The organism is Desulfocastanea catecholica (genome assembly GCF_054657295.1).
In genome coordinates this window covers 59184-73465 of sequence record NZ_BAAHYZ010000013.1, presented here as the reverse complement: position 1 = coordinate 73465, position 14282 = coordinate 59184, and the positions used below count along the sequence as shown (strand labels likewise).

The window sequence follows — 14282 nt, the reverse complement described above, 5'->3', positions numbered from 1 at the left end:
TTTAAAAACGTCTACTGCTTGTTATTATTCTACAACGACGAAGTCTGCACGCCTGTTCTGTGCCCAGGAAAGTTCATCATGACCGTGGAGCAATACTCTTTCTTCTCCATAGCTGATGGTACTCAATTTAGCCTCATCTACGCCAAGGTTGACCAAATATTTTTTGGCACTCAAGGCACGTCGTTCACCTAAGGCCATATTGTATTCGTTCGTACCACGTGAATCGCAGTTCCCCTCTATCTTTACATCGTATCCCGGCTGATTTTTGAGAAAATCAGCATTTACTTCAATACGTGCAACCTGATCACTTTTAATGTCCGAAGAATCAAATTCAAAATAAACAGGGAGCATTCCATCGGTCGTGCGACCTTCGCTTATGCCAAGAGGTTTAGAATCGAGCGACTCGGTAGCCCCCATCGCCTCGCCTTGCACTTCTTGCTGCATCGCTTGGTCAGTATCTTTTTTCGATCCACATCCGGACAAGCCCAAAACGGAAACACACATCAACACCGGCAACAGAACTTTAACTTTTTGTACCATGACAAGAACCTCCAGAAGATCCTTCAAAAATTTTTACAACCTTTTTTAACAACAGTTAGCTATCAAAGTGACAATTGCAGTGAGTATCCTCACTCAGGGACAATTTCATCAAACAGCGCACTATACAAATAACCTCCAGAAAATCAACTGATTTCTATCAATACCATCGACCAATCGGCAGATTTGTCCTTGCTTTAGGCATTGCCAAAAAGTTATCTGATGTGACATGTCCTGCCGAGAGTTGAACAGCGTCGGACGACAATTTTTAGCCGAGAAAGTGTAAATTTACCCTAGTGATTATTATACAATCAGATTATATAGAAATCATACAATCCCCGATAGCGGAAATCATTTATGGTTATGTTACATTACGTTTGCGGGGTGCCCTATTCGGTCTCGCTTTGTGAGACAAGAGTGTCCTCGAGCAGGAAAAAAACAACGGGTCCATTTCCTTTTGGAGATGCCAATTATATGGAGATTTGAATGGCCAAAGTAAATATCAGCCCAAACAGAACCACAGACAAAACCATCCGCACCATTGACCGCAAGCGTGAACAGGAACGCCGCAAGATGTTTCAGAGAGCAAAAGACAGTGCCCCCGAATTTGCCGCAAAACTCGTTCAGCGGCTTATCGACCGAGAGATCATCGAGACGACATCCGTTTCTGCAATGCGTGAAGCCTTTGAAAACCAGCTCAATAAACTGGGCTATATAGAAGAGTTCGAGCTGCAGATGAAGATTGCCCCTGTTCGAACGATTGCTCAGGATCCGAATGTTGTCAGTCTCTATTTCACCCAGTATATCGTCGAAGATCTCATCGAACATCCGGCAATTAACGATATCTTTGGTGACGACCTGGAAATATATCGCGCAGTAGATTCCGTCTTCAGGGTTCTCAGACAATAGATGGAACACCCGGCAGATTACCCTGCTCTTCTGTTTGCCGACGAGCAGGGTAATATTCTCGAATTCACCGATCTTGACATGACCGGCATGAGCAATGGAAATTTCATTCGCCCGGCACTCGACGATTTGATTCCCCTGCCCGAAGGCAGTGATCTCTTTACCCTGCCCGGCCGTCTTCCTGTCGGGTGGGACCCGAGCACGGATGAACCGGCCCTGCTCAGCGAAAATCCCTTTGAACCCGGCAAGCCGGTTCTGGCGGTCGCCGCCTTTATGGCTCCGGCGCATACAGCAATTTTTTCCAGCAGCTACCAGACACAACCCGGTGCCCCAACCTTGCCGCTCTTTGCCTACACGGCAGTCGGCTGGTATCAAGACCGTTTCTGGGTTACCGGCTTTCGCAGTGACCCGGACAAACGCCAGGATGCCGCCCAATACCACCAGGCCGATGTCATCAAACGTACTAAAAAAAAACTTCGACTCTATAAAGACAACAGACTGGTACAGCACCTTGGTAAATGCTGTCTCACCTATGGTTGCCCTGCTGCCCGGAATTACTTTCTCGGCCGCTGGGAAGCGCCTCTGCCCACCTCGCCCGACTGCAACGCCCGCTGTCTTGGCTGCATTTCCCTGCAGCCATCCGGCTGCTGTCCTTCAACGCAGGACCGAATCACTTTTGTACCAAGTGCAGGGGAAATAAGCCAAATTGCCATCTCGCACCTCGAGACAGCCGAAAATCCGATTGTCAGTTTTGGTCAGGGCTGCGAGGGTGAACCGCTTTTACAGGCGGGGGTTATTGAACAAGCAATTGAGCGCACCCGCCACAAGACTTCCAGAGGCACAATCAACCTCAACTCAAACTCGAGTCTGCCGCGCAGTGTCAAACGACTTGCACAGGTTGGACTGGACAGCCTTCGGGTGAGCCTCAACTCAGCACAGGAGGAATACTACACTCCCTATTACCGACCGAAGAATTATACTTTTACTGATGTCATGAAATCCATCGATGTCATGAAGGAAAATGGCCGTTTTGTTTCCCTTAATTACTTTATTCTCCCTGGGTTTACCGACTCAGTCCAGGAATTTGCCGCCCTGGGCAACTTGATCAGAACACACCATCCCGATTTCATCCAACTTCGCAACCTCAATATGGATCCGGAATGGTACCTGAGAAGCCTGGCCATTGCCGAGGATACACAGACTCTGGGCATTCGCCATTGGTTTAACCTTCTACAGCAGGAATTCCCTTCACTTCGTTTCGGCTATTTCAATCCACAGGTCGGCACCGTGTAAATGTCCCCAGCGGCGAATCCGTTTTCTTTGTATTTCGCTCCATCAATTTTCTATCGCACCCTGGTACTGTACCAGAGAGAGTTTGTTCCCGTTGTTTTTCCTTTCCTTTCTTTTTGCCATGGGATATGATGTCATTTAATAAAGCTTATCAATATTTTTATTTTTTTTGAGGTAACATTATGGAACAATTACCAAATATGAGGCTGACCACCCAGCGGCAAGTCATCCTTGAAGAATTGGGAAAGGTAAAAACCCATCCGACCGCTAACGAAGTGTATGACATGGTACGCAGGCGCTTACCGCGTATCGGCCTGGGTACGGTATACCGAAACCTCGAACTCATGGCCGATAACGGCATTATCCTCAAGGTTGAAGTAGGGGGAACGCAGAAGAGATTCGATGCTACCGTCAAGCCGCACTATCATATTCGCTGCTCTTCATGCGGCAAGGTCAATGATATTGATATTGCCATTCAAGAACAGATCAACGAGGCGGCCGAAAATGCCAGCAACTATAAAATCCTTGGCCATCATATAGAATTTTCAGGAATCTGCCGGGACTGTCTGGAAAAGAACGAAGAAGAATCCATTCATTAAAGTTTTTTCGTTACCATTTGGCACACAACGACAAAAAAAGGGGGCTTGATCGTCTTTTCGCGATCAAGCCCCCTTTTTTGTAATGATCAATGGTATCTCCTTGCAATCCCTTAGCCGAAAACCACCTTACAGAATCTGCGTTTGCCCACCTTAACGAGTATTTCACCGAGCGGAGTGACAAGCGCAGTCACATCACCCACCTTTTCCCCGTTAATGGATACGGCACTCTGCTGAATCATTCTTCGAGCTTCGGAGGTCGATTTGACGAGCCCGGCATCCACCAGCAACTGCGGTAAGGCAATTGGCTCAGTGGCAGTGCATCGCACCTCGGGGATATCATCCGGCACACCCCCCTGCTGGAAGACCTTTTCAAAATTTTCTTCCGCTGCCTCGGCTGCGAAAAGCCCATGGAAGCGTGCGGTAAGCTCCCGCGCCAGCTGTTTTTTCACCTCTTTTGGGTGCAGCAGATTGCTTTCTACCTTATTCCTCAGGTCGGCAATTTGCGCATTGCTTAAATCACTGAGCAGAGAAAAATATCTAAACATGAGATCATCGGAGACCGACAGCACCTTGCCGTAGATATTATCGGCGGATTCAGTGATGCCGATATAATTTCCGAGGGATTTACTCATTTTATTGATGCCGTCCAATCCTTCAAGCAGCGGCATCGTCAGCACCACCTGTGGCTCCTGATTGTGCGACCTTTGCAGATCCCTGCCCATGAGCAGGTTAAACAGCTGATCTGTCCCTCCCAGCTCGACATCCGCCTCGAGGGCTACCGAATCGTAGCCTTGAATAAGCGGGTAAAGAAATTCATGAATGGAAATTGGCTTACCGGAGGTAAACCTGTTGTGGAAATCATCGCGCTCAAGCATGCGGGCAACGGTCAGCTGCGAGGCCAGCTTGATCATATCAATAGAGGTCAATTTGCCAAGCCAGGCGCTGTTAAAAACCACCCGGGTTTTTTTCGGGTCAAGGATTTTAAATACCTGCTCTTTATAGGATTCGGCATTTTCTGCTACCTCCTCGACGGTCAAGGCCTTTCTCGTTTCGGATTTACCCGTCGGGTCACCAATCATTCCGGTAAAATCCCCGATGAGAAAATAAATATCATGACCCAGATCTTGAAAATGCTTCAACTTCTGGAGCAGAACCGTATGTCCGAGATGCAGATCAGGAGCGGTTGGATCAAAACCGGCTTTAATCTTCAAAGGAATACCGGTTTTCTCGGATTTTTTCAGTTTTTTGATCAATTCCTCGCGGGAGATGCAGTCGACAGCTCCCCGTTCTATAAGTTCCAGCTGCTCTTCAATTGACGCCATGGTATTTTATGCCAATAATTTATGTAGTTTTTATCTTTGTATTATCTCGGTGAGTGCAAAATTCATCTATTTTGCATATTCGACCGCCCTGGTTTCCCGAATAACAGTGACCCGTATCTGGCCGGGATAGGTTAATTTGCTCTCAATCGACCTGGCGATATCCTGACTCAGAAGAGTCGCATCTTCATCTTTTACTTTATTCGAATCAACAATGATCCGCAGATCGCGGCCGGCCTGAATCGCATAGGATTTTTCCACCCCATTGAATCCGTTGGCAATAGCCTCGAGATCCTCAAGACGCTTGACGTAACTCTGCAGCATTTCCTTCCTGGCTCCGGGACGGGCGCCGGACAGGGCATCTGCCGACTGCACCAGAATATCAATGACGCTTAAAGGCGGCAGTTCCTCATGGTGAGCCCCGATGGCATAAACCACCTGTTCCGGTTCGCCGTATTTTTTCGCAAGATCCCGGCCTATGATCGCGTGCGATCCCTCGACTTCATGGTCAACCGCCTTACCTATATCGTGCAAGAGTCCTGCACGCTTGGCCATTTTCACATCAACGCCAAGTTCGGAGGCCATTATACCACAGAGAAAGGCTACTTCAAGAGAGTGCTGGAGAACATTTTGCCCATAGCTGGTGCGGTATTTCAATCGGCCGAGCAGATTGATCAACTCGACGTGCACCCCATGCGCTCCGACGTCAAAGGTTGCCTGTTCCCCTGCTTCACGCATGGTAATTTCAAGATCTTTGGTTACTTTTTCAACTACTTCTTCAATACGACCCGGATGAATTCTACCGTCACTGATGAGCTGCAGGAGCGCCAACCGGGCCACTTCTCGACGCACCGGATTGAAACCGGACAAAATTACCGCTTCAGGGGTATCATCGATAATGATATCAATTCCGGTAGCGGCTTCAATGGCCCGGATATTGCGCCCTTCCCGGCCAATGATCCGCCCTTTCATTTCATCGCTTGGCAACGGCACCATCGACACGGTTCTGTCCGCCACATAATCGCCGGCATAACGTGAAATAGCCAGGGCCAGAATATTTTTCCCTTTCCGGTCCGCCTCCATTTTCATCTCGTTTTCTATCCTGACCAGCTTTTTCGCTGCTTCCATGCGCGCTTCGCTTTCCAGCGAATCCATGAGCAGCTTCTTGGCTTCTTCTTGACTTATCCCGGCTAATTGGGCCAGTTCGTAGCGTTTTGCACTGACCAGTGTATCTATTTCCTTGTGCTTCTCCTGCCACTCTATCTCCTGCTGCTTGACCAATCGCTCGCTATTGTAAAGTTCTGTCTGTTTTCGGTCAAAACCGTCCCACTCCCGTTTGAGACTGTCTCTTTTTCGCTTCAGCTGTCGCTGCTCTTCTTTTAACTCTTCTCTTTCCGCTTTGAGTTCTGCCTCCAAGGCCTGTTTAATCTGATAAGCAGCTTCCTTGCTTTGCAGCAGGGCCTCCTTTCTGATTTGTTCGGCCTCAACTATGGCTTTTTCGACAATCTGATTACTTTGAATTTTTATGTTTTTTTCGTGCCCCTCAACAACCAGCTTCCTTAAGTAAATACCTGTGGCTGTACCGATGAGCAGGCTGACAAAGACGAGTAAATATGGATGGGTTAGTAAATCCATTGGACAATCCTATCTGGTGAGGATTGACAGGACAGAAGAAAAAGCAAAGGAAAACAAAATAAATGGGGGGAACTTTGAGAGAGCTCAAGCCTGCTTCATTTCGACCGGACTAGAACTGGCAGTGTATATAACAAACACTCCTTCTGTTATTACTTACCCGAGATCAACAACTTCCAAACAAACGCAAGCGACCAGTTGGTGACCTCTCCTCAAATATACAGATAGTTCTCTCGTCTTTCGACCACGATTCTTACCCGGCAACCACGCGTCGCATGACACCACACGTCAATACGCACCCGGGCGAAACTGAACAATCCGTTTTACCTTCAGATAATTACAATACCAGTAAACAGAATTATTTTTGTAAACTGCCTCTGTTTTAAGAGGTTATTCCACGTTCTTATGTAAGAATAAGTCAATCTAAATAAGCTGATCAAATCGGTTTATTCAGAGAAATATCTATAAAAAGCAGTTCTGCTTTCCCTTAATGTGTATTTTGTCCCAACAGCACCTTTCTGCTGAGGTCAATCTGCTATTATATGTTTAACCGGCATTATTTTTCCAAAAAATTTTCTTTTGAAAAACATCAAGCCGGATAGAAAAAAATACGCAGCAAATTATGTCCATTCAACCCGAATGGACATCTTCCCCACACTGCCGTGTCACCAGGAAAGTTAAACCTATTAAATAGGTGGGCAGCCTCATAATACCTCCAAGAAATTCGACGAACGATTTTCTTTTTAATATCAGTGGAGTTACCCTTTTTTTGGGAGTTGGCTCAACACACACTGAAGATCACCAACAGTGCAGGGAAAACTTTTGTTCATTTGTATATTCAGTCAACTATATTATATGGTTACTTTCAATACAGTTTTCAAGGAATCTTATCCTTAACAGAATTATAACAGACTTTCCGGCAAACGAAAACAAATTATACCGGCCACTCTCACTCCGCGAGCAACCTGGCTCTTATTTCTTCATTGAGACGAACAATTCTTTCCTCGGAATCCCTTTTATATGCCTCAAATTCCTGTGCAAGTTTGACATAGCGGGAGGCGATATTCAAACAGGCCATAATTGCCACTTTGCCGACCGGTAGAGTTCCTGTGGTCTGCGGCGATCCGGCTTCGACCAGCTGGCGAACCAGGGAAAGAATCGACCTGAATTCCTCATCGGAGGAGGCGGTATAAAACTTATACTCTTGCCCCAGCAGTTCGAACCTTACCAACCTTTCCGTCTCAGACATAGTAATCCGGATCCACCTTTAAATTCTGCTGTGCTACATACATTTTTTTAGCTGTATGTGGTTTGCCTATCGTCCTGCATTAAACGGCATTATACTCTCCACCTACGCTATAATCGCTATGAAGCGCTATTCCTTTGAATCAGACATGGAAAAAAGGTCCTGCTCAGCGCGTCTCTCTTCTTCGTCATTTCTTTCTTCAATCTCCTCGATCTCTGACCGAAGATCATTCTCATCAATATTCCCTGTCTCAGAAGAGCTGTCCGCCGCTGTCTCGTTTTTGTCCAGGTTAAGCTCCCACTCTTCTATCTGATCAACAATTTTGTTCACTCTCTCGCTGATCTCGTTTCGTTCGGTGACCTTAGAAGAGATGTTGTCTCTCAATTCCTCGATCAACAGATCTCGCTCAAAAACTTCCTGCTCGAGTTGTGCTTTTTCGGCCTTTAATGCGGAAAAGCGAGTCAATAATTTTTCAACAAATTTTTCAAGTCGCTGCAATTCACTTTCCTGTTCCATATTTTTTCTCCCTCGATTGTTTATTATATTGATAATATTATTATTTCTTGCTGGTTCTTGACCAATCTGCAGGCCATGAGATTTCGTCTCCGCCCTGTTTCAGATTTTTTGTCACTGTACCACCGAGAATATACCATGCGTTGTAATCCCTGCAACCTCTATCAGATTCTGGAATAATGCCAGTCAATCGGTCGGGCATTGTCATAGGGCATGAAGCCATGGAAAACCCTGGGATCATCATCAAACACCATCGGTAAAAAAAATCTATCTCCTTCCCACATCGGTAACTGCATGATATCCGCCACATCAACCCAGACCAAATCCCCTTCTTCGTTGCAAACAGCTGGAGTTCCGGTGAAAGTATCTATCCTGTAGATAAAACCAAACCAATTTTCTCCCTGGGGACCGAAACCGGTCCAATTTATTGTTCCGCGCAATACAACCCTGTCGCAGATAATGTTCGCTTCTTCGTATATCTCCCGGACGAGACATTGAAAGATATCCTCTTCAGGAAGCATTTTCCCGCCCAGGCCGTTATATTTGCCGAGATGCTGGTCATCAGAGCGCTTGTTTCGATGCACGAGCAAAGTTTGCTTGCGATCGGGGGACAAAATATAGCCCAGCGTTGCGACTATCGGTGTGTACATCCCGTCCTCCATTTTTCGGTCAATGACTGAAGATACATATTCCGCTGCTCCCTCACTTGTGATATGATTAGGCATTATTTTTTTATGAAGCACACTGCCAAACAACACAACAACAACATAATAGCGACACAAGAGCCCTTATGCCTATCAAATTTTTTGCAAAACATCTGACGCAAATCATCCTGTGTGCTTTTTTTCTCCTGCTGCAGACGGCTGAAAATTGTCAGGGGACATCTCCGGGCAGCCAAAATTTTCCCAGGTACAAGGCTATTGCCGACAATGTCGTCTTCTGGGAGAAGATATATTCCCACTATTCGCTCACCGAGGCAGTTATACATGACTCGAAAGATTTATCAAAGATTTACGATGTCATTCCGCTTCTTAGTGACGATATGCCGGGTGCATCCCGGTTAAATTCACTCTATCAGCAACTCGCCATAAAAAAGTACCGTGAGATCCTTATAAAAATTGCCGACCACAAACCGACTAGCGCAGATGAAAAAAAAATAGCCGCACTGTATGCCGGTAAAAACCGGCACAGAATATTAACCGAGGCTGCAGAAAATGTCCGCAGCCAGAGAGGACAGAAGGAACGCTTTCTTGCCGGAGTCATCGACTCCGGAAGATACATGAAAGAAATAAAAAAGATCTTTCAAGCGTATCACCTGCCCCAAGAACTGGCCTACCTTCCCCACGTTGAATCCTCTTTCAATTTTCAGGCGTATTCTCGAATGGGTGCGGCGGGTATCTGGCAGTTTACCAGAGCAACAGGAAAGCAATATCTGACAATAGATGATTCTACTCTCGATGAACGCCTTGACCCGATCATTGCCACCCATGCGGCCGCCAGATATCTGAAAAAAAGTTACAGTACTCTCAACAACTGGCCTCTGGCCCTGACCTCGTATAACTACGGCCTGGCAGGTATGGTAAGGGCCGTAGACGAACAGGGCAGCTATGAAAGGATATTCCGTCATTACAACAAAGGCCATTTCAAATTTGCTTCGAGAAATTTCTATTCCGAGTTTCTGGCGGCCCTGAAAGTAGCCAGGCAGCTGGAGGAAAAGCACAAGGGAAAGATCAAGCCCGCCCAGTCCAGCCGCTATCTCAACCTGCCCAGGTACGTCGATATAACAGAGATCCGCAGGCACTTCGGTGTTTCAACAGAGACCATCAAATCGCTTAACCCGGCTCTGCGAGCATCAGTCATCCTGGGTGAAAAACATATCCCCAAAGGATACACCCTCCGGCTTCCTGCAGAGAAACAAACGAACCACCTGCTCGCCTCCCTGCCTACTACTTTTTATAAAAAGGTGCAGAAGCCCAGCCTCATTCACCAGGTAAAAAAGGGGGAAACAGCCGGGAGTATTGCCAGATTGCACGGCATTTCCCTGAAAAATCTGATGAAGGCGAACAATTTGGACCAATATGCAACTGTTTATCTCAAACAGCGACTAAGAATTCCCAAGCAATTCGACGCGGTGCGAGAAACGCCGCAGAATATCCCAAAAATCACAGCCCGCAGCAAGGCTAAAGCAATCAATTCCGGTCACAATCCGACAACACCTCTTCTTGCCGCGCGCAAAAAGCAACATATATCCGGAAAAGGGTACGACACTTTATAGGACAACGTTTTGATTCTTTGCCGGAAACCGAAGAAAATTTTTTTCGCTTTTACAGTAATCAACAAGAAAATACACCAGGTTCACCAATGAGGGATGCAATGGATATTACCAAGACAATACAAGAACTGAAAAAAAGACCGGAATTTACCGACAATGTGGGCATGATCCTCATCCACAATGGCGTCGTGCGCAATTGGTCAAGAAAGGATCGAACAACAGTCACTGCCCTTGAGGTCACCCCTGACCTCGGAAAAATTGAAACGCTCCGGCAGGAATATCTTCAACGAGATGGTATTTTTGAGATCATTATCGAAGCATGCTCCGGAACCTTCCAGCCCGGTGACGATCTCCTCTATATTATTGTCGCCGGCGACCTCCGGGAAAATATCAAGCCGGTTCTCGCGGAACTGCTTGATCGGATCAAATCCGAGGCCATAACCAAGAAAGAGATTTTTTCCAATTAATTATCAATATATCATCCGGAACCGGGAGATTGTCTTTTAGGTCTTGGAGAAATGGCTCAATATCCACATCTAATCGACCGAACCGACCATGGCTGTCTCAAAACATCACAACGTATTCGACCACTCATCGCTGCGGGCATGGGCAGATCGACCAATTGACGACAATTCTCTTTTCACCTCGACTGCACATTTCCTGCTGAGAATTCTGTTCATCACCCTCACCGAGTTTCAAAAGAGTGAGCTCTCTTTACGCTCGAGTGCCCTGACCTACACCATCCTGCTCTCCCTCGTCCCGATGCTGGCCATGAGTACTGCCGTCGTCAAGGGGCTTGGGGGCGGAGACCAGCTGCGTAAAGCGGCATATACCTACATTGCCTCCCTGGAGAGGAGCAAAAACAGTGCAATGAGCGATCATGGTGACCAGCTTGCCCCGGCGGCGGTGCTGCAGCCATCGGAAAAAAACACCGACCTGACCAGCCATCTTCGCACAGCCGTCGACACCCTTTTTGATTATGTCGACAGAACAAATTTTACCACCCTCGGAACCATCGGTATGGTTGGGATTCTGATCAGTGTGCTGCTGGTGCTCGGTAATATTGAATCGGCAATGAACGCCATCTGGAAAGTCTCCGCCGCACGATCACTGCAGAGGAAGATTTCCGATTATCTGACGCTGATGATCCTTCTGCCTATCTCCATCAACATCACTTTTGCCGCCAGCGCCTTTCTACAAAGCCCGGTACTGGCCTCAAAAATGGACCTCATCATCCCCTTTGACTGGCTGCAATCGCTTCTGCTCAAACCGATACCAATTTTTTTTATCACTCTGACTTTTTATGCGATGTATATCTTTTTCCCCAACACCAAAGTCAAAAATATCCCGGCATTGATCGGTGCCTCACTGGCTGCGCTTCTCTGGTTCACCGTGCAGAATATATATATCAGCCTGCAGGTGGGTGTTGCAAATTACAATGCTATTTACGGCTCTTTCGCCTCGCTGCCACTGTTTCTTGTGTGGATATTTCTCGGCTGGTTGTTCATTCTGACCGGAGCCCAAGTGGCCTTTGCCTTTCAGAATGTAAAAACTTACCGACTCACGCCCTTCAAAGCCTCGTCCTCTGTTAAACTCGGCGCGGCCTTCGACATCATGGATCATATATACACCGGCTTTGCAACGCATAAACCTGTCAGCGCCCGAAATCTGGCCGACGACCTCCCCCACTACGCCCCGGTGATCATTACAGATACCCTTAATACACTTATGAAAGCCGGAGTCATCCATATTTCACAGACGGATGAAACTCTGTTACCGACCTCACCCATCGAAGGATACGACAGACAAAACATCGTCAGCATAATTCTTGGTACCGATGCCCCGGACACTGCGGGTGGTATCATGAGTCGCCAGGTAATAGAAGCGGCAGGAGCACAAAGCAGTCGACATGATCCGGGGACCATAAAAAACAACACCCCGGATTAATGGTACAAGAAACGCTGGTTGCGCAGTCTTTAGAAAATATGTATCAACCTTTACAGAAGTGACGATTTTCTCTTGCGTGATGCGCTGGACAGTCTGCCAATAAACATGCCGACAAGCAAAACTCCGCCACCGGCCAGAAACCAATTGATCGATTTATCTTTATTCAGCTTGTTGTTTTCTTCTTTCAGCATAGCCATTTCCTGGGCAAGCAATTCATTTTCCTTTGTTGCTTTCAGCATGTCCTCTTTGATCAGAATCACATCTGCGGTATCCTCCTGTAGATTCTGAAAATCGGTCTTGACCTGATCTCGTTCCGTAACAATCGAGGCGAGTTCGGACTCGGTTTTTTTCAGGGTTGCCGAAATCTCATCAACTTGCCGCGCCTGCTCCATTTCTCTTTGTTTCATCTTTTCATTTTCGGCACGAAGAGACGCAACAACTACGGAAAGTGGGGGATCAGCACTCAGAAACCTTTTTAACATCCACCCTTCTCGCCCGTCAGGAAGACGGATCATGGCATATGCATCGTTTTCCTGAAGAAGGTCAACAGCGGCCCCATCTTTCACCATACTGATAATTTTATATTCATTGCCCTGACCGGTTCTGACAACTACTTCGGCGCTGGGCTTTACATAACGGGTAGCCGCATTCACCGTTTTCACTGAACAGAAAATGGCGCTGCAGGACAGCAAAAAACCCAACAGCAAGAAAAAGACGAAGACCGGCGATATTTTTATGGTTAGTCTGGTAAGCATTATTTTAACACTCCTTACACGTTTTTTCACAGGACTCCGGGCAGCTGAAGCTTATTCTGGCTCCTCATTACCGCCGCGTCAAAAGATTATCTGTGATAATATTTTTCGTTATTAGATATAACATCTGGATACAACACCTCGGAAAATGTTTCAAGCGAAACCTCAGTCTCTCTGCAGTCAGGCACATGCCAGACCGGGGCAGGCAGAATACCGAATTACCTGATCCAGTTCGACAATGCAGCCACTGCGGCATCCTGTAAAAACTTGAGCATTTTCGGGGAATCAAACAGCACCTTGCACAACTCGCATTTCCGATAGGTAACAATCTCGCGTGCCTTGATGCCGGCAAAGGAAGCGATACTGGAAATGCCCATTAATCTGATACAGTTGTAGAGCGGCACATTCTCGCTCCTGGTAAAAAGTTGATCGATTGAGTGGTTCTCGAGATTGCCGAGGAGGAAAAAGTTAGTGGTGGTAAAGTGGCTGCCTGCATCGCAACAGGCGTACATATTCAGATCCGGCGCAAGATAGGGGTTCATGGCACAGCGATTTTCCTGATAATCGGTGCAGATCGTTTTTCGGCCAAAGGTTTCCGCCCGCCCGGCATAGATAACCGGTTCCGGGAAGAATTTCAGCGTATTGTCTCTAAGGAATTGTTCATACGCATCATCTTCCCTGGTGAAATCCGTGACAAAGGAGATAAAGTAGTCAATGCCTTTTGTCCGACAACCATTCGCTGCGTTCAGCACATTGTGTCGCGGTACATGTTGCTGGTGCCACCTGCTGTAACTCATGCGCAGTTGGGAAAGTCCACACTCTTGGAGCATCCCCAGCAGTTGTTCAGTTTTTTCCGGAGTTTTAGCCCAAGAGCTGTTGGTGACGATCCTGGTATATATCTTCAGTTCCCGGCAAAGACCAACCAGTTCGAGCAGATCGTCAAAATAGATGAACGGTTCACCGGCGGTAAAACTTATGCCGCGAACACCAGCCGCCGCCATTTCCCGGATGATCTCTTTCGCTCTGCCAAGCTCCATCTTTGCATCATCGATCGTATCTCCCGCAGCCACACAATGACCACACCTGATATTACAGCGGTTTGAATAGCCGAAGGCTATTTTTCTCATCATCCTCATCACTCCTTTGCAACTGAGAGGTATTGGTATTGCTGGATTCAGGTCTTTACCATAGTTTGCAATGTAATGCTCTGTCACCGGCAGAATCAATGGCTCAAGAGATGTCGTTGCCGACAATCGCCTCCCCTTGGTA

The 14282-nt window shown here is 47.0% G+C and carries 14 protein-coding genes and 1 other RNA gene; 6 read left to right on the top strand and 9 right to left on the bottom strand.

Annotation, left to right across the window (positions count from 1 at the left end; genetic code table 11):
* Positions 1-24: 24 nt before the first annotated feature.
* On the bottom strand, positions 25-540 hold the full coding sequence (gene pal, locus ACYQ8U_RS13115; protein ID WP_459945999.1) for a peptidoglycan-associated lipoprotein Pal: 516 nt from the start codon (positions 538-540) through the stop codon (positions 25-27).
* 483 nt (positions 541-1023) lie between these two features.
* Here pal and ACYQ8U_RS13110 point away from each other — a divergent pair, with 483 nt between their 5' ends.
* From ACYQ8U_RS13110 to ACYQ8U_RS13100, 3 genes are all read left to right on the top strand, one after another.
* Complete coding sequence (locus tag ACYQ8U_RS13110) at positions 1024-1446, top strand: hypothetical protein (RefSeq protein ID WP_459945998.1); 423 nt, start codon at positions 1024-1026, stop codon at positions 1444-1446.
* Positions 1447-2736 carry a radical SAM family protein gene (locus ACYQ8U_RS13105; protein ID WP_459945997.1) on the top strand — a complete coding sequence of 430 codons (1290 nt, stop codon included), beginning with the start codon at positions 1447-1449 and terminating at the stop codon, positions 2734-2736.
* A 179-nt stretch (positions 2737-2915) separates the two neighbouring features.
* Complete coding sequence (locus ACYQ8U_RS13100) at positions 2916-3332, top strand: Fur family transcriptional regulator (protein WP_459945996.1); 417 nt, start codon at positions 2916-2918, stop codon at positions 3330-3332.
* 110 nt (positions 3333-3442) lie between these two features.
* On the opposite strand, the gene tyrS is transcribed toward ACYQ8U_RS13100, so the two are convergent.
* The 6 genes from tyrS to ACYQ8U_RS13070 form a co-directional block, all read right to left on the bottom strand.
* Positions 3443-4654 (bottom strand): tyrosine--tRNA ligase, encoded by a 1212-nt coding sequence (gene tyrS, locus ACYQ8U_RS13095; RefSeq protein WP_459945995.1) that lies wholly within the window; start codon positions 4652-4654, stop codon positions 3443-3445.
* A 66-nt stretch (positions 4655-4720) separates the two neighbouring features.
* Complete coding sequence (gene rny / locus ACYQ8U_RS13090; RefSeq protein ID WP_459945994.1) at positions 4721-6286, bottom strand: ribonuclease Y; 1566 nt, start codon at positions 6284-6286, stop codon at positions 4721-4723.
* A gap of 642 nt (positions 6287-6928) precedes the next feature.
* A non-coding RNA gene (ssrS, locus tag ACYQ8U_RS13085) (6S RNA) lies at positions 6929-7102 on the bottom strand.
* 130 nt (positions 7103-7232) lie between these two features.
* Positions 7233-7532 (bottom strand): cell division protein ZapA, encoded by a 300-nt coding sequence (locus ACYQ8U_RS13080; RefSeq protein ID WP_459945993.1) that lies wholly within the window; start codon positions 7530-7532, stop codon positions 7233-7235.
* Positions 7533-7658: 126 nt separating this feature from the next.
* Positions 7659-8045, bottom strand: a complete 387-nt coding sequence (locus ACYQ8U_RS13075) for a hypothetical protein (protein WP_459945992.1) — start codon at positions 8043-8045, stop codon at positions 7659-7661.
* Between the two features lie 161 nt (positions 8046-8206).
* Positions 8207-8692, bottom strand: coding sequence for an NUDIX hydrolase (locus ACYQ8U_RS13070; protein WP_459945991.1), 486 nt, complete (start codon positions 8690-8692; stop codon positions 8207-8209).
* A 140-nt stretch (positions 8693-8832) separates the two neighbouring features.
* Between ACYQ8U_RS13070 and ACYQ8U_RS13065 the strand changes: the two genes are divergently transcribed.
* The 3 genes from ACYQ8U_RS13065 to ACYQ8U_RS13055 all read left to right on the top strand — a co-directional run bounded on the left by ACYQ8U_RS13065 (position 8833) and on the right by ACYQ8U_RS13055 (position 12261).
* The gene (locus ACYQ8U_RS13065; protein ID WP_459945990.1) at positions 8833-10317 is read left to right on the top strand and encodes a lytic transglycosylase domain-containing protein; all 1485 of its coding nucleotides are present in this window, start codon (positions 8833-8835) and stop codon (positions 10315-10317) included.
* A gap of 98 nt (positions 10318-10415) precedes the next feature.
* Positions 10416-10781 carry a molybdenum cofactor biosynthesis protein MoaE gene (locus ACYQ8U_RS13060; protein ID WP_459945989.1) on the top strand — a complete coding sequence of 122 codons (366 nt, stop codon included), beginning with the start codon at positions 10416-10418 and terminating at the stop codon, positions 10779-10781.
* A gap of 88 nt (positions 10782-10869) precedes the next feature.
* Complete coding sequence (locus ACYQ8U_RS13055; RefSeq protein WP_459945988.1) at positions 10870-12261, top strand: YihY/virulence factor BrkB family protein; 1392 nt, start codon at positions 10870-10872, stop codon at positions 12259-12261.
* Between the two features lie 50 nt (positions 12262-12311).
* On the opposite strand, the gene ACYQ8U_RS13050 is transcribed toward ACYQ8U_RS13055, so the two are convergent.
* Positions 12312-13016 (bottom strand): TIGR04211 family SH3 domain-containing protein, encoded by a 705-nt coding sequence (locus ACYQ8U_RS13050; RefSeq protein WP_459945987.1) that lies wholly within the window; start codon positions 13014-13016, stop codon positions 12312-12314.
* 215 nt (positions 13017-13231) lie between these two features.
* The gene (locus ACYQ8U_RS13045) at positions 13232-14143 is read right to left on the bottom strand and encodes a radical SAM protein (RefSeq protein ID WP_459945986.1); all 912 of its coding nucleotides are present in this window, start codon (positions 14141-14143) and stop codon (positions 13232-13234) included.
* Between the last annotated feature and the right edge of the window lie 139 nt (positions 14144-14282).

Bases quoted from the DNA above. Each gene is read 5' to 3' on its own strand.
- pal (WP_459945999.1), bottom strand. From the start codon at position 540: ATGGTACAAAAAGTTAAAGTTCTGTTGCCGGTGTTGATGTGTGTTTCC.
- ACYQ8U_RS13110 (WP_459945998.1), top strand. From the start codon at position 1,024: ATGGCCAAAGTAAATATCAGCCCAAACAGAACCACAGACAAAACCATC.
- ACYQ8U_RS13105 (WP_459945997.1), top strand. From the start codon at position 1,447: ATGGAACACCCGGCAGATTACCCTGCTCTTCTGTTTGCCGACGAGCAG.
- ACYQ8U_RS13100 (WP_459945996.1), top strand. From the start codon at position 2,916: ATGGAACAATTACCAAATATGAGGCTGACCACCCAGCGGCAAGTCATC.
- tyrS (WP_459945995.1), bottom strand. From the start codon at position 4,654: ATGGCGTCAATTGAAGAGCAGCTGGAACTTATAGAACGGGGAGCTGTC.
- rny (WP_459945994.1), bottom strand. From the start codon at position 6,286: ATGGATTTACTAACCCATCCATATTTACTCGTCTTTGTCAGCCTGCTC.
- ACYQ8U_RS13080 (WP_459945993.1), bottom strand. From the start codon at position 7,532: ATGTCTGAGACGGAAAGGTTGGTAAGGTTCGAACTGCTGGGGCAAGAG.
- ACYQ8U_RS13075 (WP_459945992.1), bottom strand. From the start codon at position 8,045: ATGGAACAGGAAAGTGAATTGCAGCGACTTGAAAAATTTGTTGAAAAA.
- ACYQ8U_RS13070 (WP_459945991.1), bottom strand. From the start codon at position 8,692: ATGTACACACCGATAGTCGCAACGCTGGGCTATATTTTGTCCCCCGAT.
- ACYQ8U_RS13065 (WP_459945990.1), top strand. From the start codon at position 8,833: ATGCCTATCAAATTTTTTGCAAAACATCTGACGCAAATCATCCTGTGT.
- ACYQ8U_RS13060 (WP_459945989.1), top strand. From the start codon at position 10,416: ATGGATATTACCAAGACAATACAAGAACTGAAAAAAAGACCGGAATTT.
- ACYQ8U_RS13055 (WP_459945988.1), top strand. From the start codon at position 10,870: ATGGCTGTCTCAAAACATCACAACGTATTCGACCACTCATCGCTGCGG.
- ACYQ8U_RS13050 (WP_459945987.1), bottom strand. From the start codon at position 13,016: ATGCTTACCAGACTAACCATAAAAATATCGCCGGTCTTCGTCTTTTTC.
- ACYQ8U_RS13045 (WP_459945986.1), bottom strand. From the start codon at position 14,143: ATGATGAGAAAAATAGCCTTCGGCTATTCAAACCGCTGTAATATCAGG.